Origin of the sequence: Halopseudomonas laoshanensis, assembly GCF_008365385.1 — a bacterium.
GTDB classification, from domain to species: Bacteria; Pseudomonadota; Gammaproteobacteria; order Pseudomonadales; family Pseudomonadaceae; genus Halopseudomonas; species Halopseudomonas laoshanensis.
The window spans coordinates 1-17,616 of sequence record NZ_QOVF01000011.1 but is presented as its reverse complement, the minus strand read 5'-3'; the positions used below and the strand labels follow the sequence as shown (position 1 = coordinate 17,616).

30 protein-coding genes are annotated in these 17,616 nt (G+C 55.3%); 1 reads left to right on the top strand and 29 read right to left on the bottom strand.

Going from position 1 to position 17,616, the window contains the following annotated elements:
* The first annotated feature begins 68 nt into the window (after positions 1 to 68).
* Positions 69 to 2,909, top strand: a complete 2,841-nt coding sequence (uvrA, locus tag DT594_RS18285) for an excinuclease ABC subunit UvrA (protein ID WP_149334529.1) — start codon at positions 69 to 71, stop codon at positions 2,907 to 2,909.
* Positions 2,910 to 3,481: 572 nt separating this feature from the next.
* Here uvrA and rplQ read toward each other — a convergent pair.
* The 29 genes from rplQ to DT594_RS18140 all read right to left on the bottom strand — a co-directional run.
* The gene (rplQ, locus tag DT594_RS18280) at positions 3,482 to 3,865 is read right to left on the bottom strand and encodes a 50S ribosomal protein L17 (protein WP_149334527.1); all 384 of its coding nucleotides are present in this window, start codon (positions 3,863 to 3,865) and stop codon (positions 3,482 to 3,484) included.
* Positions 3,866 to 3,891: 26 nt separating this feature from the next.
* Positions 3,892 to 4,893 (bottom strand): DNA-directed RNA polymerase subunit alpha, encoded by a 1,002-nt coding sequence (locus tag DT594_RS18275; protein WP_149334525.1) that lies wholly within the window; start codon positions 4,891 to 4,893, stop codon positions 3,892 to 3,894.
* A gap of 25 nt (positions 4,894 to 4,918) precedes the next feature.
* A complete protein-coding gene (rpsD, locus tag DT594_RS18270; RefSeq protein WP_096348051.1) occupies positions 4,919 to 5,539 on the bottom strand; it encodes a 30S ribosomal protein S4 in 621 nt (206 codons plus the stop codon).
* A gap of 13 nt (positions 5,540 to 5,552) precedes the next feature.
* The gene (gene rpsK / locus DT594_RS18265) at positions 5,553 to 5,942 is read right to left on the bottom strand and encodes a 30S ribosomal protein S11 (protein WP_022962893.1); all 390 of its coding nucleotides are present in this window, start codon (positions 5,940 to 5,942) and stop codon (positions 5,553 to 5,555) included.
* A gap of 20 nt (positions 5,943 to 5,962) precedes the next feature.
* Positions 5,963 to 6,319 carry a 30S ribosomal protein S13 gene (gene rpsM / locus DT594_RS18260; RefSeq protein ID WP_149334523.1) on the bottom strand — a complete coding sequence of 119 codons (357 nt, stop codon included), beginning with the start codon at positions 6,317 to 6,319 and terminating at the stop codon, positions 5,963 to 5,965.
* Positions 6,320 to 6,490: 171 nt separating this feature from the next.
* On the bottom strand, positions 6,491 to 6,607 hold the full coding sequence (gene rpmJ / locus DT594_RS18255) for a 50S ribosomal protein L36 (RefSeq protein ID WP_084672050.1): 117 nt from the start codon (positions 6,605 to 6,607) through the stop codon (positions 6,491 to 6,493).
* A gap of 24 nt (positions 6,608 to 6,631) precedes the next feature.
* The gene (gene secY / locus DT594_RS18250) at positions 6,632 to 7,963 is read right to left on the bottom strand and encodes a preprotein translocase subunit SecY (RefSeq protein ID WP_149334521.1); all 1,332 of its coding nucleotides are present in this window, start codon (positions 7,961 to 7,963) and stop codon (positions 6,632 to 6,634) included.
* Positions 7,964 to 8,398: a 50S ribosomal protein L15 gene (gene rplO, locus DT594_RS18245; protein WP_022962890.1), complete on the bottom strand. Its 435-nt coding sequence runs from the start codon at positions 8,396 to 8,398 to the stop codon at positions 7,964 to 7,966.
* Between the two features lie 3 nt (positions 8,399 to 8,401).
* Positions 8,402 to 8,584, bottom strand: coding sequence for a 50S ribosomal protein L30 (gene rpmD / locus DT594_RS18240; RefSeq protein WP_096348048.1), 183 nt, complete (start codon positions 8,582 to 8,584; stop codon positions 8,402 to 8,404).
* Positions 8,585 to 8,590: 6 nt separating this feature from the next.
* The gene (gene rpsE / locus DT594_RS18235; RefSeq protein WP_096348047.1) at positions 8,591 to 9,094 is read right to left on the bottom strand and encodes a 30S ribosomal protein S5; all 504 of its coding nucleotides are present in this window, start codon (positions 9,092 to 9,094) and stop codon (positions 8,591 to 8,593) included.
* 10 nt (positions 9,095 to 9,104) lie between these two features.
* Positions 9,105 to 9,455, bottom strand: coding sequence for a 50S ribosomal protein L18 (gene rplR, locus DT594_RS18230; protein ID WP_022962887.1), 351 nt, complete (start codon positions 9,453 to 9,455; stop codon positions 9,105 to 9,107).
* Positions 9,456 to 9,465: 10 nt separating this feature from the next.
* The gene (rplF, locus tag DT594_RS18225) at positions 9,466 to 9,996 is read right to left on the bottom strand and encodes a 50S ribosomal protein L6 (protein ID WP_096348046.1); all 531 of its coding nucleotides are present in this window, start codon (positions 9,994 to 9,996) and stop codon (positions 9,466 to 9,468) included.
* Positions 9,997 to 10,008: 12 nt separating this feature from the next.
* Entirely contained in the window at positions 10,009 to 10,401 is a 393-nt protein-coding gene (rpsH, locus tag DT594_RS18220; protein WP_149334519.1) for a 30S ribosomal protein S8, read from the bottom strand.
* A 39-nt stretch (positions 10,402 to 10,440) separates the two neighbouring features.
* Positions 10,441 to 10,746 carry a 30S ribosomal protein S14 gene (rpsN, locus tag DT594_RS18215; RefSeq protein WP_022962884.1) on the bottom strand — a complete coding sequence of 102 codons (306 nt, stop codon included), beginning with the start codon at positions 10,744 to 10,746 and terminating at the stop codon, positions 10,441 to 10,443.
* 11 nt (positions 10,747 to 10,757) lie between these two features.
* The gene (gene rplE / locus DT594_RS18210; protein WP_096348044.1) at positions 10,758 to 11,297 is read right to left on the bottom strand and encodes a 50S ribosomal protein L5; all 540 of its coding nucleotides are present in this window, start codon (positions 11,295 to 11,297) and stop codon (positions 10,758 to 10,760) included.
* 17 nt (positions 11,298 to 11,314) lie between these two features.
* A complete protein-coding gene (gene rplX, locus DT594_RS18205; RefSeq protein ID WP_096348043.1) occupies positions 11,315 to 11,629 on the bottom strand; it encodes a 50S ribosomal protein L24 in 315 nt (104 codons plus the stop codon).
* An 11-nt stretch (positions 11,630 to 11,640) separates the two neighbouring features.
* A complete protein-coding gene (gene rplN / locus DT594_RS18200) occupies positions 11,641 to 12,009 on the bottom strand; it encodes a 50S ribosomal protein L14 (protein WP_096348042.1) in 369 nt (122 codons plus the stop codon).
* Between the two features lie 42 nt (positions 12,010 to 12,051).
* Positions 12,052 to 12,315, bottom strand: coding sequence for a 30S ribosomal protein S17 (rpsQ, locus tag DT594_RS18195; protein WP_022962880.1), 264 nt, complete (start codon positions 12,313 to 12,315; stop codon positions 12,052 to 12,054).
* A gap of 2 nt (positions 12,316 to 12,317) precedes the next feature.
* Positions 12,318 to 12,509 carry a 50S ribosomal protein L29 gene (rpmC, locus tag DT594_RS18190; RefSeq protein WP_022962879.1) on the bottom strand — a complete coding sequence of 64 codons (192 nt, stop codon included), beginning with the start codon at positions 12,507 to 12,509 and terminating at the stop codon, positions 12,318 to 12,320.
* Complete coding sequence (gene rplP / locus DT594_RS18185; RefSeq protein ID WP_096348041.1) at positions 12,509 to 12,922, bottom strand: 50S ribosomal protein L16; 414 nt, start codon at positions 12,920 to 12,922, stop codon at positions 12,509 to 12,511. Before rplP ends, rpmC begins: the two co-directional genes overlap by 1 nt.
* Positions 12,923 to 12,933: 11 nt before the next feature.
* On the bottom strand, positions 12,934 to 13,614 hold the full coding sequence (rpsC, locus tag DT594_RS18180) for a 30S ribosomal protein S3 (RefSeq protein ID WP_096348040.1): 681 nt from the start codon (positions 13,612 to 13,614) through the stop codon (positions 12,934 to 12,936).
* A gap of 12 nt (positions 13,615 to 13,626) precedes the next feature.
* Entirely contained in the window at positions 13,627 to 13,959 is a 333-nt protein-coding gene (gene rplV / locus DT594_RS18175; RefSeq protein ID WP_022962876.1) for a 50S ribosomal protein L22, read from the bottom strand.
* 11 nt (positions 13,960 to 13,970) lie between these two features.
* Entirely contained in the window at positions 13,971 to 14,246 is a 276-nt protein-coding gene (gene rpsS / locus DT594_RS18170; RefSeq protein ID WP_022962875.1) for a 30S ribosomal protein S19, read from the bottom strand.
* A gap of 12 nt (positions 14,247 to 14,258) precedes the next feature.
* On the bottom strand, positions 14,259 to 15,083 hold the full coding sequence (rplB, locus tag DT594_RS18165; RefSeq protein WP_022962874.1) for a 50S ribosomal protein L2: 825 nt from the start codon (positions 15,081 to 15,083) through the stop codon (positions 14,259 to 14,261).
* 10 nt (positions 15,084 to 15,093) lie between these two features.
* Entirely contained in the window at positions 15,094 to 15,393 is a 300-nt protein-coding gene (rplW, locus tag DT594_RS18160) for a 50S ribosomal protein L23 (protein WP_096348039.1), read from the bottom strand.
* Positions 15,390 to 15,992: a 50S ribosomal protein L4 gene (rplD, locus tag DT594_RS18155; RefSeq protein ID WP_022962872.1), complete on the bottom strand. Its 603-nt coding sequence runs from the start codon at positions 15,990 to 15,992 to the stop codon at positions 15,390 to 15,392. The genes rplW and rplD overlap by 4 nt, the downstream gene beginning before the upstream one ends.
* Before the next feature lie 12 nt (positions 15,993 to 16,004).
* On the bottom strand, positions 16,005 to 16,640 hold the full coding sequence (gene rplC / locus DT594_RS18150; RefSeq protein ID WP_028614854.1) for a 50S ribosomal protein L3: 636 nt from the start codon (positions 16,638 to 16,640) through the stop codon (positions 16,005 to 16,007).
* Between the two features lie 93 nt (positions 16,641 to 16,733).
* Entirely contained in the window at positions 16,734 to 17,045 is a 312-nt protein-coding gene (gene rpsJ, locus DT594_RS18145) for a 30S ribosomal protein S10 (protein WP_028614853.1), read from the bottom strand.
* A 156-nt stretch (positions 17,046 to 17,201) separates the two neighbouring features.
* A partial coding sequence (locus DT594_RS18140) for an EF-Tu C-terminal domain-related protein (protein ID WP_342780313.1) occupies positions 17,202 to 17,616 on the bottom strand: 415 nt, incomplete at its 5' end.

Here is a 17,616-nt window from a genome sequence, read left to right as displayed (position 1 = left end):
GTGTTTTGCCGGGCCGGTGCCAGACAACGTATACTGCTCTGCTTTGCTGGCCGTAGGGTAAATGTACTGTGGATACCATTTCGATCCGTGGGGCGCGCACCCACAACCTGAAGAACATTGACCTCGATCTGCCGCGCGACAAACTGATCGTGATTACCGGCTTGTCGGGTTCGGGCAAGTCGAGCCTAGCCTTTGACACCCTCTATGCCGAGGGCCAACGTCGCTATGTCGAGTCGCTCTCGGCCTACGCGCGGCAATTTCTATCGATGATGGAAAAGCCCGATGTCGATCATATCGAAGGCCTGTCGCCGGCGATTTCCATCGAGCAGAAATCCACTTCGCACAACCCCCGCTCCACCGTGGGTACCATTACCGAAATCTACGACTACCTGCGCCTGCTGTTTGCCCGCGTTGGTGAGCCGCGTTGCCCCGACCACGACCTGCCGCTCGCTGCGCAAACCGTCAGCCAGATGGTTGATCAGGTCCTGGCGATGCCCGAGGGCAGCAAGCTGATGCTGCTTGCTCCGGTCATGCGCGAACGCAAGGGCGAGCACTTGGCGCTCCTGGATGAATTACGGGCTCAAGGCTTCGTGCGCGCGCGCATCAATGGCCGCATCCATGATCTGGATGAAGCCCCGGCACTGGAGAAGAACCGCAAACACACCATTGAAGTGGTAGTGGATCGCTTCAAGGTGCGCGAGGATCTGCAACTGCGTCTGGCCGAGTCTTTCGAGACCTGTCTGAACCTAGCCGACGGCATCGCCATCGTCGCCCCCATGGATGGCGAGGAAGGCGAAGAGCTGACCTTCAGCGCGCGCTTCGCCTGCCCCCAGTGCGGCCATTCGATCAGCGAACTGGAACCGCGGCTGTTTTCCTTCAACAACCCCGCTGGAGCCTGTCCTACCTGTGATGGCCTGGGCGTTAAACAGTTCTTTGACAGCAAGCGGCTGGTTAATGGCGAGCTGACCCTGGCAGAAGGGGCGATCCGCGGCTGGGATCGGCGCAACGTCTACTATTTTCAGATGCTCAGCTCACTGGCTGATCATTACGGCATATCGCTGGAGGTTCCTTTCGGCGAGCTGGATGACAAGCATTGCAAGCTGGTGCTGTACGGTACGGGTACCGAAAAAGTGTCGTTCCGCTATCTGAATGATCGCGGCGATATCGTCATGCGCAATCACCCCTTTGAAGGCATAGTGCCGAATCTGGAGCGGCGCTACCGCGAGACCGAGTCGCAGAGTGTGCGTGAAGAACTGGGCAAATACCTGAGCACCCAGCCCTGCCCTTCCTGCAGCGGCACCCGTCTGCGCCGCGAAGCGCGCCATGTCTTTATCGATGGCCGCAACCTGCCAGGCGTCACCACGCTGCCGGTTGGCGAGGCAGCGGCCTATTTCACCGGGCTCTCACTGGATGGCAGCCGCGGTGAAATCGCCGAAAAGATCCTCAAGGAAATCCGAGCGCGCCTGATGTTCCTGGTCAATGTGGGCCTGGATTACCTGTCGCTGGACCGCAGCGCAGACACGCTATCCGGCGGTGAAGCCCAGCGCATACGTCTGGCGAGCCAGATTGGCGCCGGCCTGGTGGGGGTAATGTACATTCTTGACGAGCCCTCGATCGGCCTGCACCAGCGTGATAACGAACGGCTGCTGTCAACGCTTATCCATCTGCGTGACTTGGGCAATACAGTCATCGTGGTTGAACACGACGAAGATGCGATTCGCCTGGCGGATTACGTAGTAGATATTGGCCCTGGTGCCGGCGTACACGGCGGCGAGATCGTGGCCCAGGGTACCGCCGATGAGGTCATGAACAACCCAGCCTCACTAACCGGCAAATACCTTTCAGGCAAGGTCAAGATACCAGTCCCCGCCAAGCGCAATCCGCCACAGAAAGACAAATGGCTTCGCCTCACGGGCGCCTGTGGCAATAACCTGCACAAGGTTAATCTGGAAATCCCGGTGGGCCTGATGACCTGTGTGACGGGCGTATCCGGCTCGGGCAAATCAACGCTGATCAACAATACTCTTTACCCGATCACGGCGACCGAGCTCAATGGCGCCACCACGCTGGAAGCATCCCCCTACGACAGCTTCGATGGCATGAAGCATATCGACAAGGTCGTGGATATCGACCAGAGCCCGATCGGTCGCACCCCGCGCTCCAACCCGGCCACTTATACCGGCTTGTTCACGCCGATCCGTGAGCTGTTTGCCGGCACCCAGGAAGCGCGCTCACGCGGCTACAAGGCCGGGCGCTTCTCCTTCAACGTCAAGGGCGGCCGCTGCGAAGCCTGCCAGGGTGATGGCCTGATCAAGGTAGAGATGCACTTTCTACCCGACATCTACGTGCCCTGTGATGTATGCAAAAGCAAGCGCTACAACCGTGAGACACTGGAGATCAAGTACAAGGGCAAGAACATTCACGAGGTGCTGGACTTCACCATTGAAGAAGCACGCGAGTTCTTCGAAGCGGTTCCGGCGTTAGCGCGCAAGTTACAGACGCTGATCGATGTTGGCTTGTCCTATATCCGCCTCGGCCAGTCCGCCACTACGCTGTCAGGTGGTGAAGCCCAGCGCGTCAAGCTAGCCCGCGAGCTGTCCAAGCGCGACACGGGCAAAACCCTGTATATCCTCGACGAGCCTACTACAGGCCTGCACTTTGCTGATATTCAGCAGTTGCTTGATGTACTGCATCGCCTGCGTGACCACGGCAATACCCTGGTGGTGATCGAGCACAACCTGGATGTGATCAAGACCGCAGATTGGGTGGTAGATCTAGGTCCTGAGGGCGGCTCTAAAGGCGGCTACATTATTGCTACCGGCACGCCGGAGCATGTCAGCACGGTGGAAGCTTCACACACCGGACGCTTTCTTGGGCCTTTGCTTGAGCGGGATCGGGATCGGGACTGATAGCTCAACGCTAAGGCGCAGCTCTGGGGGTCATCTTCGGACCCTCTAGAGCTGCTATTTTTTGCTGACCAGCGTTGCTCGTTGCGAGCCTCTCTCCACCAGCTGTGCCAGCCTTAGCGCGCCCTTCACCCTGCTCAGACACGCTGCAAGTACGTCCCTGTAGCTCATCGATGGCATCCCTGCCATCGACGGTCTGATCAGGGTGAAGGGCGCGCTAATGCATATACACCAAGCAAGCAGCTCCCCTAGACTTTTCTATCAGAGCGCACAGTTCTTCACTTGGGCTGAGACCGAGGGCCCTGCGCATGACCGTCGGCGCACAGGGATGTGCGCCGACGAGCCCCATGGATGGCTTGTAGCGTGTCATACGCAGGGCCCTCGGTTTCAGCCCACACCACGGCGCTAACACAACCACTCTATCGATACCGAAGACCACTCAAGCACTGAGCAGGAGCAGGAGCAGGAGCAGGAGCAGGAGCATCAGTATCGACAAAAATCAGCGCTACCAAATATATAAATCACAGACACAAAAAAACCGGACACAAGGTCCGGTTTTTTCTAACGCTTTGCTATCACTCTTCGCTGGCAGCAGCCAGTTCAGGGCGATCAACCAGCTCGACGTAGGCCATGGGCGCAGAATCACCAGCGCGGAAACCGCACTTGAGAATACGCACATACCCGCCGGGACGGTCTGCATAACGCTTGCCCAGGTCATTGAACAGCTTGCCAACAGCTTCTTTGCTGCGGGTGCGGTCAAATGCCAGACGGCGATTGGCGACGGTATCTTCCTTCGCCAGGGTGATCAAAGGCTCGGCTACACGGCGCAATTCCTTGGCCTTGGGCAGAGTGGTTTTGATCAATTCGTTCGCGAACAGCGACACCGCCATGTTCTGGAACATGGCCTTACGGTGTGAGCTGGTCCGACTCAGGTGACGACCACTTTTACGATGACGCATCTCTCAATTCCTCGGTGTCGAGACGATTAGGCCGAAACCTTATCGTCCTTCTTCAAGCTTGCAGGCGGCCAGTTGTCCAGACGCATACCCAGTGACAGACCACGTGAGGCCAGAACGTCCTTGATCTCGGTCAGGGACTTCTTACCCAGGTTCGGGGTCTTCAGCAGTTCCACTTCGGTACGCTGGATCAGATCGCCAATATAGTAAATATTTTCGGCTTTCAGACAGTTGGCTGAACGTACAGTCAGCTCAAGGTCATCAACCGGACGCAGCAGGATCGGATCAATCTCGTCTTCCTGCTGTTCAACAACGGGTTCGTGCTCACCTTTCAGGTCAACGAAGGCGGCCAGCTGCTGTTGCAGGATGGTCGCGGCACGGCGGATGGCTTCTTCAGCGTCCAGCGTTCCGTTGGTTTCCAGGTCAATAACCAGCTTGTCGAGGTTGGTGCGCTGCTCGACACGGGCGCTTTCCACAACATATGCCACACGGCGAACCGGGGTATAAGTTGCATCCAGCTGCAACCGGCCGATAGAGCGGCTTTCATCATCGTCGGACTGACGTGAGTCAGCCGGCTCGTAACCACGGCCACGGGCCACGGTTATTTTCAGATTCAGCACACCATTGTCAGACAAGGTAGCAATCAGGTGATCAGGGTTGATGATTTCGACATCGTGATCCAGCTGAATATCAGCTGCAGTCACCTGGCCCGGTCCTTTTTTGGACAGAGTCAGAGTCACATGATCACGGCCGTGCATCTTGATCGCCAAACCTTTGAGGTTCAGCAGGATCTCAATGACATCTTCTTGTACGCCTTCGATGGCGCTGTATTCATGCAAAACGCCGTCGATTTCCGCCTCTACCACGGCACAACCGGGCATGGAGGAGAGCAAAATGCGACGCAACGCATTGCCCAGGGTATGGCCAAAACCACGCTCCAGCGGCTCAAGAGTGATCTTGGCACGCGTGGGAGAGGTTTCCTGTACGTCAATATGACGTGGTGTTAGAAACTCGGTAACCGAACTTTGCATGGGGGCACCTTTTGCTGTCTGTCACTTACTTGGAGTAAAGCTCGACGATCAGGTTTTCGTTGATGTCGGCGTACAGATCACTCCGTGAGGGCAGGCTTTTAAAGACACCTTCCTTCTTGGCTGCATCCACTTCCAACCACTCGGATTGACCGCGCTGCGCTGCCAGCTCCAAGGAACCACCGATACGCAGTTGGTTCTTGGCCTTTTCGCGAACAGCCACTACGTCGCCCGGGGATACCAGGAAAGAAGCGATGTTGACGGTCTTGCCATTAACGCTGATAGCCTTGTGAGAGACCAGCTGACGTGACTCGGCACGAGTAGAGCCGAAGCCCATACGGTATACAACGTTGTCCAGACGACGCTCGAGCAGTTGCAGCAGGTTCTCGCCGGTAGCACCCTTCAAACGGGCAGCTTCCTTGTAGTAGTTGCTGAACTGACGCTCAAGAATGCCGTAGATACGACGTACTTTTTGTTTCTCGCGCAGTTGGGTGCCGTACTCAGAGAGACGACCACGACGCTGACCATGCACACCAGGAGGGCTCTCCAGGTTGCACTTGGATTCAAGAGCGCGAGCGCCGCTCTTGAGGAACAGATCAGTGCCTTCGCGACGAGACAGTTTACATTTGGGACCAATATATCTAGCCATTTCCGTCTCCTGGTTACACGCGGCGCTTTTTAGGCGGGCGACAGCCGTTATGTGGGATGGGGGTGACATCGGTGATGCCGCTGATCTTGTAGCCACAAGAGTTCAGAGCACGAACAGCCGATTCACGACCCGGGCCTGGGCCCTTCACATTAACGTCGAGGTTTTTCAAGCCGTATTCCAAAGCAGCCTGACCAGCACGCTCCGCTGCAACCTGGGCAGCAAAGGGGGTGCTTTTACGCGAACCACGGAAACCGGAACCACCAGAAGTCGCCCAGCTCAGAGCGTTGCCCTGACGGTCGGTAATGGTAATGATGGTGTTGTTAAAAGAAGCGTGGATGTGGGCAATCCCATCAACCACCGTCTTTTTGACTTTTTTACGTACACGAGCAGCAGGCTTAGCCATATCTGTATATTCCTTCGCGATTACTTACGGATCGGCTTGCGCGGACCCTTACGGGTACGAGCGTTAGTCTTGGTGCGCTGACCACGGACCGGAAGGCCCTTACGGTGACGCAGACCACGATAGCAACCAAGATCCATAAGACGCTTGACGTTCATGTTGACCGCACGACGCAGGTCACCTTCAGTGTTCGACTTGCCCACTTCGGTGCGTAGCAGATCAACCTGCTCCTCGCTGAGATCCTTGATTTTTGCGTCTGGCGCAATGCCAGTCGCTGCACAAATTTGCTGTGCCTTGGTTTGACCGATACCAAAGATATAGGTCAAAGAGATAACAGTATGTTTGTTATCCGGGATGTTGACGCCTGCAATACGGGCCATCCAAATTTACTCCGTCTGACAGCTACCTGACTCAACCGAAAAGTTCACAGGTTGTGTGAAAAAGGGTGCAGTAGGGTAGCGCTAACAAATATAAAAATCAACCACCCGACCAATTATCTGGCCGAGTGGCGGTTATCCTGAGACGTAGTCGACAATCAACTAGAGGGAATATTAACCCTGGCGCTGCTTGTGACGGGGCTCAGCACTGCAGATGACACGAACGCTACCATTGCGACGTACCAACTTGCAGTTACGGCAAAGCTTCTTGACTGATGCTGCAACTTTCATAACAGACTCCTAGAACCTAAAAACTCAGCGCAGCATACCGCTGCCGCCATAGCCTTTCAGGTTGGATTTCTTCAAAAGAGACTCGTACTGCTGAGAAACGAGGTGCGATTGTACTTGGGACATGAAGTCCATCACAACCACTACTACGATCAGCAGTGAAGTCCCACCCAGGTAGAAGGGCACATTGGCCGACACCACCAGGAACTGCGGCAACAAACAGACCGCGGTCATGTACAGGGCACCGAACATGGTCAGGCGTGTCAACACACCATCAATGTACCGGGCAGACTGTTCGCCTGGGCGGATGCCAGGAATAAACGCACCTGACTTCTTGAGATTTTCAGCCACATCTTTCGGATTGAACATCAGCGCTGTATAGAAAAAGCAGAAGAAAATGATCCCTGCACTAAACAGAATAATGTTCAACGGCTGGCCTGGAGCAAGAGACTGAGAGATGCTTTGCAGCCACCCCAGACCTTCACCCTGACCGAACCAGGTACCCAGCGAAGCCGGGAACAGCAGAATGCTACTGGCGAAAATCGCCGGAATAACACCTGCCATGTTGACCTTCAGCGGCAAATGGCTGGTTTGCGCGGCAAACACCTTGCGGCCCTGCTGACGCTTGGCATAGTTGACGGTAATCCGTCGCTGCCCGCGCTCAACAAAGACTACAAAGGCAATCATCGCAATCGCCAGCAACGCAATGGCAATCAGGGCGAAGATATTGATATCACCCTGACGAGCCGCTTCAAACGACTGCCCGACCGCGCTAGGCAGCCCCGCCACGATGCCGGCAAAGATAAGCATGGATATACCGTTGCCAATACCGCGCTCGGTAATCTGCTCGCCCAGCCACATCATGAACATGGCGCCGGCCACAAAAGTGGTCACCGCCAGGAAGTAAAAGCCAAAGCCAGTATCGAAGGCAACACCCTGACTAGCTAGACCCACCGACATGCCGACGGCCTGGATTAACGCCAGAACCAGAGTCAGGTAGCGGGTGTACTGGGCAATCTTGCGACGCCCGGATTCACCTTCCTTTTTCAACTGCTCAAGGGTGGGATTCACCGCCGTCATCAGCTGCATGATAATAGATGCAGAAATGTACGGCATGATGCCCAGAGCGAAGATACTCATCCGCTCCAGGGCGCCACCCGAAAACATGTTGAACAAGCTAAGTATGGTCCCCTCATTCTGTCTGAACAGATCAGCCAGACGATCAGGGTTGATACCGGGAACAGGGATATGCGCCCCGATGCGGTAAACAATGATCGCCAGGAACAGGAAACGCAGACGCGTCCACAGTTCCGTTAAGCCGCCTTGCTTGATTCCTGAGAGAGCGCCTTGCTTAGCCATTTATTCCTCGAACTTGCCGCCAGCTGCTTCGATTGCTGCACGTGCGCCTTTAGTGGCCATCAGCCCTTTGACATTGACCGCTTTGGTCATGTCGCCGGACAGGACGATCTTGGCACGTACAAACTTGTTGCCAATGATATTGGCATCTTTCAGAGCCTGCAGGTCGATAACATCAGCATCCAGCTTGTTCAGCTCGCTGGTGCGGATCTCGGCAGTCACCATCGCAATCTTCGAAGTAAAACCAAACTTCGGCAGACGACGATGCAAAGGCTGCTGACCACCCTCGAAACCGGGGGCAACGGTGCCGCCGGAACGTGAGCTCAGACCTTTGTGACCACGGCCGGCAGTCTTGCCCAGGCCGCTACCAATACCACGGCCAACGCGCAGCTTGTTACGGCGTGCACCTGGCGCGGAACGCAGATCATTCAGTTTCATGTCTTAACCCTCTACCCGAACCATGTAGGAGACCTTATTGATCATCCCACGAACGGCCGGAGTATCTTCGACCTCGACAGTGTGATTGATGCGACGCAGACCCAGACCCTTGACGCAGAGTCTGTGGTTCGGCAGACGCCCAACAACACTTTTGAACAGGGTCACTTTGATTGTTGCATTAGCCATGACAGCTTACCCCACGATGTCTTCGACGGTCTTGCCACGCTTGGCCGCTACTGACTCAGGCGACTGCATGGATTTCAGGCCCTTGTAAGTGGCCTGGACGACGTTGACCGGATTGGTGGAACCGTAACACTTGGCCAGTACGTTATGCACACCAGCAGCTTCCAGGACGGCGCGCATGGCGCCACCAGCGATAACGCCGGTACCTTCGGAAGCAGGCTGCATGTATACCTTGGAGGCACCATGTGCAGCTTTAACCGGATATTGCAAAGTTGAACCGTTAAGGTCCACCTGGATCATGTTACGACGTGCAGCTTCCATGGCTTTCTGGATAGCGGCAGGCACTTCACGCGCCTTACCACGACCGAAACCCACGCGACCCTTGCCATCGCCGACTACTGTGAGTGCGGTGAAAGCGAAGATACGGCCGCCTTTTACTACTTTGGCAACGCGGTTAACTTGAACGAGTTTCTCAATGTAACCTTCGTCGCGCTTTTGCTCGAAATTAGCCATAGCTCTACCCTTAGAATTCCAGCCCGCCTTCACGAGCGGCGTCGGCAAGCGCTTTCACGCGGCCATGATACTTGAAGCCGGAACGGTCAAAGGAGACCTGACTTACACCGGCGGCCTTGGCGCGCTCAGCTACCAGCAAACCGACTTTCTTGGCGGCTTCGATATTGCCAGTGTTGCCACTGCGCAAATCGGAGTCCAGCGTGGAAGCGCTGGCCAAAACAGTGGCGCCATCAGCTGCGATCACTTGTGCGTACATGTGCTGCGAAGAACGGTACACGCACAGACGTACGGCTTCCAGCTCGCGCTGCTTCAAACGCGAACGGCGAGCGCGACGGAGACGAATAACTTTTTTATCGCTCATTTGCTATGCCCTACTTCTTCTTGGCTTCTTTACGACGCACGATCTCGTCGGTGTAGCGAACACCCTTGCCCTTATAGGGTTCGGGACGACGGAAATCACGAATTTCCGCGGCTACCTGACCGACCAGCTGCTTGTCGATACCTTTAATGATGATGTCAGTCTGGCTGGGGGTTTCCGCGGAAACACCTTCAGGCAACTGATACTCGATCGGGTGGGAAAAACCCAGCGCCAGGGACAGAACCTGCCCTTTGGCCTGCGCTTTGTAACCAACACCGACCAGCTGCAGCTTGCGCTCAAAGCCGTCTGTGACACCGGTAACCATGTTCTGTACCAACGCACGCGTGGTACCGGCCATGGCCATATTGACGCTGCCCGGACGGGCGGCAAACCGCAGCTCACCGTCTTCCTGAACAACTTCGACTGTCGAGTGCAGGTTCAGATCCAGAGTGCCTTTGGCGCCCTTGACGGAAATGTCCTGACCGTTCAGTTTGACTTCTACGCCCTGTGGCAATTTGACAGGGTCTTTAGCGACGCGAGACATCGTAACCCCCTATCAGAATACGGTACAGAGCACTTCACCACCGATACCGGCAGCGCGAGCGGAACGATCAGTCATAACACCTTTGTTGGTGGAGACAATCGATACACCCAATCCACCCTTGACCTTAGGAATCTGGTCAACGGACTTGTACTGACGCAGACCGGGACGGCTTACGCGCTTGATATCTTCAATTACCGGCCTGCCCTCGAAGTACTTCAGCTCGATTGACAGTACAGGCTTTGCATCGCCCTGCACGTCATAACCAGCTACGTAACCTTCTTCTTTCAATACTTTGGCGACAGCCACCTTCAGCTTTGCCGAAGGCATGCTGACACTGGACTTTTCAGCCATCTGGGCATTACGGATGCGGGTTAGCATATCAGCTAACGGGTCCTGCATACTCATGGGCTTTGTGCTCCTGAAACTGAGTAATTAAGGTCTGGTTTACCAGCTGGCTTTAACCAGACCGGGGACGTCACCGCGCATAGCTGCTTCACGCAACTTGATACGGCTCAGGCCAAACTTGCGATATACACCGTGCGGACGACCAGTGATGCGGCAGCGGTTACGCTGACGAACCGGGCTGGCATCGCGCGGCAGTTTTTGCAAAGCTACCTGGGCATTCCAACGGTCTTCGACAGACGCGTTGATGTTGCCGATGATAGCCTTGATTTCAGCACGCTTTGCAGCGTACTTGGCAACCATACGAGTGCGCTTGGCCTCGCGGTTTTTCATGCTGACTTTAGCCATTACCTAGACTCCTAGTTACGGAACGGGAACTTGAACGCACGCAGGAGCGCGCGGCCTTCGTCATCCGTCCGGGCAGTGGTGGTCAAAGTAATGTCCAGACCACGCAGAACGTCGATCTTGTCATAATCGATTTCCGGGAAGATGATCTGTTCCTTGACGCCCATGCTGTAGTTACCACGGCCATCGAACGATTTCGCGTTCAGGCCACGGAAGTCACGCACACGCGGCAGAGAGATCGACAGCAGGCGATCCAGGAATTCGTACATCTGCTCGCGGCGCAAGGTAACCTTGACACCAATCGGCCAGCCGTCACGAATCTTGAAACCAGCGATCGACTTGCGAGCGTAGGTCACGATGCCTTTACGGCCCGTGATCTTCTCCAGGTCAGCCATTGCGGTTTCGATGATTTTCTTATCACCAACAGCTTCACCAAGACCCATGTTAAGGGTGATTTTGGTGAGTTTCGGCACTTCCATCACGTTCTTCAGGCCCAGTTCTTCCTGGATCTGTGGAACGAGAGTAGTCCGGTACAGTTCTTTCAATCTTGCCATGGTAAGCACCTAGATTCTCAAGCGTCGACGGCTTTTTGCGTCGACTTGAAAATACGAACCTTCTTACCGTCTTCGACCTTGAAACCGATACGATCGGCTTTGCTAGTCGCGGCGTTGAAGATTGCCACGTTGGAGACGTGGATTGGCGCCTCCTTTTCAACAATACCGCCTTGCGAACCAGCCATTGGATTAGGCTTGGTGTGCCGCTTGATAATGTTGACGCCGGAAATCAGCAGGCGTTGATCAGCCAGGACCTTGAGGACCTTGCCGCGCTTGCCTTTATCCTTGCCGGCGATGACGATTACTTCGTCTTCACGTTTAATCTTTTGCATGACCGGGCTCCTTACAGCACTTCGGGCGCGAGGGAAACGATCTTCATGAACTGCTCATTACGCAGTTCACGCGTCACTGGCCCAAAGATGCGGGTACCGATCGGCTCATTTTTGTTATTGAGCAGAACGGCAGCGTTGCCATCAAAACGGATCAGCGAACCGTCCGTACGGCGTACACCGTGACGGGTACGCACGATGACCGCGTTGAGCACCTGGCCTTTCTTTACTTTGCCGCGGGGAATCGCTTCCTTCACGGTCACTTTGATGATATCGCCAATGCCGGCGTAGCGGCGGTGAGAACCGCCCAGAACCTTGATACACATAACGCGACGTGCACCACTGTTGTCTGCTACTTCCAGCATGGATTGAGTCTGAATCATAACTTTCTCCGACCCTTAAAAAATCCGCAAACGCGCGGGGCTTTAAACTTGTTCCGCGCGCTCGTCGATCTGCACCAGGGTCCAGCTCTTGGTTTTGGCCAAGGGACGGGTTTCCTTAATGGTGACAGTATCGCCAATGCGGCATTCGTTGTTTTCATCGTGCGCATGCAGCTTGGTAGAGCGGCGCATGTACTTACCGTACAGCGGGTGCTTTACCTGGCGCTCGATGACGACAGTAATGGTTTTATCCATCTTGTCACTGACCACACGGCCGGTGACGGTACTTACTGTTTGTGTCTCGGCCATGATCAGTTACCACCTTTCTGGTTGAGCACGGTCTTGACTCGGGCGATATCACGCTTGGCCTGCTTCAGCAGGTGGCTCTGACCGAGTTGACCGGTTGCCTTCTGCATGCGCAGATTGAACTGATCACGCAGCAGGGTGAGCAGCTGCTCATTGAGCTGCTCAGCAGATTTTTCACGAAGTTCAGTTGCTTTCATCACATCACCGTCCGCTTAACAAAGGTGGTAGCGAGAGGCAGCTTGGCAGCAGCGAGAGCAAAAGCCTCACGCGCCAACTCTTCGGAAACACCTTCAATCTCATACAGGACTTTGCCAGGCTTAATCTGGGCAACCCAGTACTCGACATTACCCTTACCTTTACCCATCCGAACTTCCAACGGCTTCTTGGAGATCGGCTTGTCCGGGAATACACGAATCCAGATCTTACCGCCACGCTTAACGTGACGGGTCAAGGCACGACGTGCTGCCTCGATCTGGCGCGCGGTCAAACGACCACGGCCAACGGCTTTCAATGCATATTCGCCAAAGCTCACCTTACTACCGCGAAGTGCCAGGCCACGGTTGTGGCCAGTCATTTGCTTGCGGAACTTCGTACGCTTGGGTTGTAACATGTGCGTACCCCTTACTTAGCAGCTTTTTTCTTGGGAGCGGCAGTTTTGGTTTCTTCAGGCTGACCACCAATGATCTCGCCTTTGAAAATCCAAACCTTGACGCCAATCACACCGTATGTGGTGTGGGCTTCAGCCGTCGCGTAGTCGATGTCGGCGCGCAGGGTGTGCAAAGGCACACGTCCTTCGCGGTACCATTCGGTCCGGGCAATTTCAGCACCGCCGAGGCGGCCGCTTACCTGGATCTTGATACCCTTGGCGCCGATACGCATGGCGTTCTGTACTGCGCGCTTCATAGCACGACGGAACATAACGCGACGCTCGAGCTGCTGAGCAACGCTTTGTGCAACCAGGGCACCGTCGAGCTCCGGCTTGCGGATCTCTTCGATGTTGATGTGCACGGGCACGCCCATTTGCTTGGTCAGTTCCTGACGCAGCTTCTCGACATCCTCGCCTTTCTTACCAATCACGATGCCTGGACGGGCAGTGTGAATGGTGATCTTGGCGGTTTGTGCCGGGCGCTGAATATCAACGCGGCTGACCGAAGCGCTTTTCAATTTGGTCTGAACGTACTCGCGTACTTTCAGATCCGTATTCAGATAGTCCGCGTAAGTGCGGCCTTCTGCGTACCACACCGAAGTGTGCTGTTTAACAATACCGAGGCGGATGCCTATCGGATGTACTTTCTGACCCATGTGATCGACTCCCTACTTGTCAGCAACCTTGACCGTGATATGACAAGACCGCTTTACGATGCGATCAGCACGGCCTTTGGCACGTGGCATGATGCGCTTCAAAGAGCGACCCTCGTTGACAAACACGGTGGACACCTTAAGGTCATCCACGTCTGCGCCATCATTGTGCTCGGCGTTGGCAATAGCCGACTCGAGTACCTTCTTGATGACTTCAGCGGCCTTCTTGTTGCTGAATTTCAGCAGGTTCAGGGCCTCATCCACTTTCTTTCCGCGGATCTGGTCGGCGACCAAGCGCGCTTTCTGGGCAGAGAGGCGGGCGCCTTTATGTGTAGCGGCAACTTCCATCTTCTAACCCCTTAGCGCTTGGCTTTCTTGTCTGCCACGTGACCACGATAGGTACGCGTTGCAGAAAATTCGCCTAACTTGTGGCCGACCATATCTTCCGAAACAATAACCGGAACATGCTGACGACCGTTATGAACAGCAATGGTCAAACCAACCATTTGCGGCAGGACCATAGAACGGCGCGACCAAGTCTTGATTGGCTTGCGATCGTTCTTCTCAACTGCCACTTCGATCTTCTTTAACAGGTGAAGATCGATAAAAGGACCTTTCTTTAGAGAACGCGGCACTGTCGTATCCCCTTACTTGCTGCGGCGGCGGACAATCATCTTGTCCGTGCGCTTGTTGGACCGAGTCTTGGCACCCTTGGTCGGGAAGCCCCATGGCGATACTGGGTGGCGACCACCGGAAGTACGGCCTTCACCACCACCGTGCGGGTGATCTACCGGGTTCATGGCAACACCACGAACGGTCGGACGAACACCGCGCCAGCGCTTGGCGCCAGCCTTACCCAATGAACGCAGGCTGTGCTCACCGTTGGACACTTCGCCCAGGGTGGCACGGCACTCGCCCAGCACTTTGCGCATTTCGCCGGAACGCAGGCGAACTGTCACATAGGCACCTTCACGAGCAACCAGCTGTACGGAAGCACCAGCACTACGAGCAACCTGAGCGCCTTTACCCGGCTTCAGTTCGATCGCGTGGATGGTGCTACCCACCGGAATATTACGCAGCGGCAAGGAGTTACCGGGCTTAATCGGCGACTCTGCACCTGAGACCAGTTGATCCCCAGCGCTCACACCCTTGGGTGCGATGATGTAACGACGCTCGCCATCTGCATACATCAGCAGCGCGATGTGAGCGGTACGGTTCGGATCGTATTCAATACGCTCAACGGTGGCTGGAATGCCATCCTTGTTGCGACGGAAATCGACCAAACGGTAATGCTGCTTATGCCCGCCCCCACGATGACGCGTGGTGATGCGACCATTATTGTTACGACCACCCGTTTTGCCTTGCTTCTCGACCAGAGGTGCATATGGAGCACCCTTGTGCAGGTCGGAGTTAACGACCTTGACTACGAAGCGGCGGCCAGGGGAAGTAGGTTTACATTTAACAATTGCCATGATTTACCCCTTACTTATCAGCGCTGGCAAAATCGATGTCTTGACCAGGCTGCAGGCTGACGTACGCCTTCTTCCAGTCACTACGCTTGCCCAGGCCGCGAACGGTTCGCTTGGTCTTGCCCTTGACGTTCAAGGTCGCAACAGTCTTGACCTTGACGCTGAACAGTTGCTCGACAGCCTTTTTGATTTCCAGCTTGGTCGCGGTGGTTTCCACCTTGAACACGAACTGGTTCTTGCTGTCAGCCAGCACGGTAGCCTTCTCGGATACATGCGGGCCAAGCAGTACTTTGAAAATGCGCTCTTGGTTCATCCCAGCATCTCCTCGAACTTCTTAACAGCAGGTACGGTGATCAGTACCTTGTCGTAAGCGATCAGACTGACCGGATCTGAACCCTGCACATCACGTACATCGACATGCGGCAGGTTGCGCGCAGCGAGGTACAGATTGGAGTCAAGGCTGTCAGTAACGATCAACACGTTGTCCAGATTCAAATCCTTGAGCATGCCAACCAGGGCCTTGGTCTTGGGAGCTTCCATAGAGAACTCTTCAACCACTACCAAACGGTCCAGGCGGATCAGCTCGGACAGGATCGAGCGCAGTGCGCCACGGTACATCTTCCTGTTCAGCTTCTGCTCATGGTTTTGTGGACGAGCTGCAAAAGTGGTACCGCCCCCGCGCCAGATTGGGCTGCGGATGGTGCCAGCACGGGCACGACCGGTACCCTTCTGACGCCAGGGCTTCTTGCCGCCACCGGATACGTCAGCACGGGTCTTCTGCTGCTTGGTACCCTGACGTCCACCTGCCATATAAGCAACAACGGCTTGGTGTACCAGGGTTTCATTAAACTCGGTGGCAAAAGTCAGATCAGATACTTCGATCGCGTTTGCACCAGCTACATTCAGATTCATGGTAACTCCCCCTTAACCCTTGGCCTTGACAGCCGGGCGGACAATGACGTCGCTACCTGGTGCGCCTGGGACAGAGCCCCGGATCAACAGCAGGTTACGTTCGGCGTCAACGCGGACGATTTCAAGGGTCTGCACGGTCACTTGCTCAGCACCCATGTGACCAGCCATTTTCTTGCCCTTGAATACCCGACCTGGGGTCTGGCACTGGCCGATAGAGCCAGGAACGCGGTGCGATACAGAGTTACCGTGGGTCGCATCCTGACCGCGGAAGTTCCAACGCTTGATAGTACCGGCAAAGCCCTTACCTTTGGACTGACCAGTAACATCAACCATCTGACCCGCTTCAAAAATGCTCACGGTGATTTCGGAGCCAGCAGCAAACTCGCCTTCTTCAAAGCGGAATTCACAGACGCGACGGCCAGCCGCGGTATTGGCTTTGGCGAAATGCCCGGCCATCGGCTTGCTGACGCGACTAACGCGACGCTCACCAACGGTGATCTGAACGGCTTGGTAGCCATCAGTATCCAGGGATTTAACCTGTGTGACGCGGTTCGGCTCAACTTCAACAACCGTAACCGGTATGGAAACACCATCTTCAGTGAAAACGCGGGTCATACCGCATTTCCGGCCGACTAATCCAATAGTCATTCTTTAAACCTCATGAGTGCACGGGGCTATTACCCGCTATGGCCGCCCATTGCAGGGCGTTACACGACTTATAGCCCCCGTCGTATAGGACTATCAGCCGAGGCTGATCTGAACCTCAACGCCAGCTGCCAGGTCCAGCTTCATCAGCGCATCGACAGTCTTGTCGGTAGGCTGAACGATATCCAAAACCCTTTTATGGGTGCGGATCTCGTACTGATCACGGGCATCTTTATTGACGTGCGGGGAAACCAGCACTGTAAAACGCTCTTTGCGAGTCGGCAAAGGAATTGGACCACGGACCTGAGCCCCAGTACGTTTCGCGGTATCCACGATTTCCTGGGTTGATTGATCTATCAGGCGGTGATCAAAAGCCTTCAACCGAATACGAATCTGTTGGTTCTGCATTTGACCAGAAACTCCAAGCTTCAATTCTTCAGAGCTCACCCGAACATCGGGTAGGCCCATCCAAGGGAGGCGCAATTCTACTGATGCGACCACCCACTGTCAACCTAAATACAAAAGCCCCCTTAAAAAGGGGGCTTTTGCTTATGGCCCAGATTATCAGGCGATAATCTTGGCAACCACGCCGGCACCAACGGTACGGCCGCCTTCGCGAATCGCGAAGCGCAGACCATCTTCCATGGCGATCGGAGCGATCAGAGTGACGACCAGCTTGACGTTATCGCCAGGCATGACCATCTCAACGCCTTCTGGCAGTTCGCACGAACCAGTCACGTCAGTAGTACGGAAGTAGAACTGCGGGCGATAGCCTTTGAAGAACGGAGTGTGACGGCCGCCTTCATCCTTGCCCAGCACGTACACTTCAGCTTCGAACTGAGTGTGCGGCTTGATAGTGCCCGGCTTGGCCAGTACCTGACCACGCTCTACGTCTTCACGCTTGGTACCGCGCAGCAGTACACCTACGTTCTCACCGGCACGACCTTCGTCCAGCAGCTTGCGGAACATCTCAACGCCA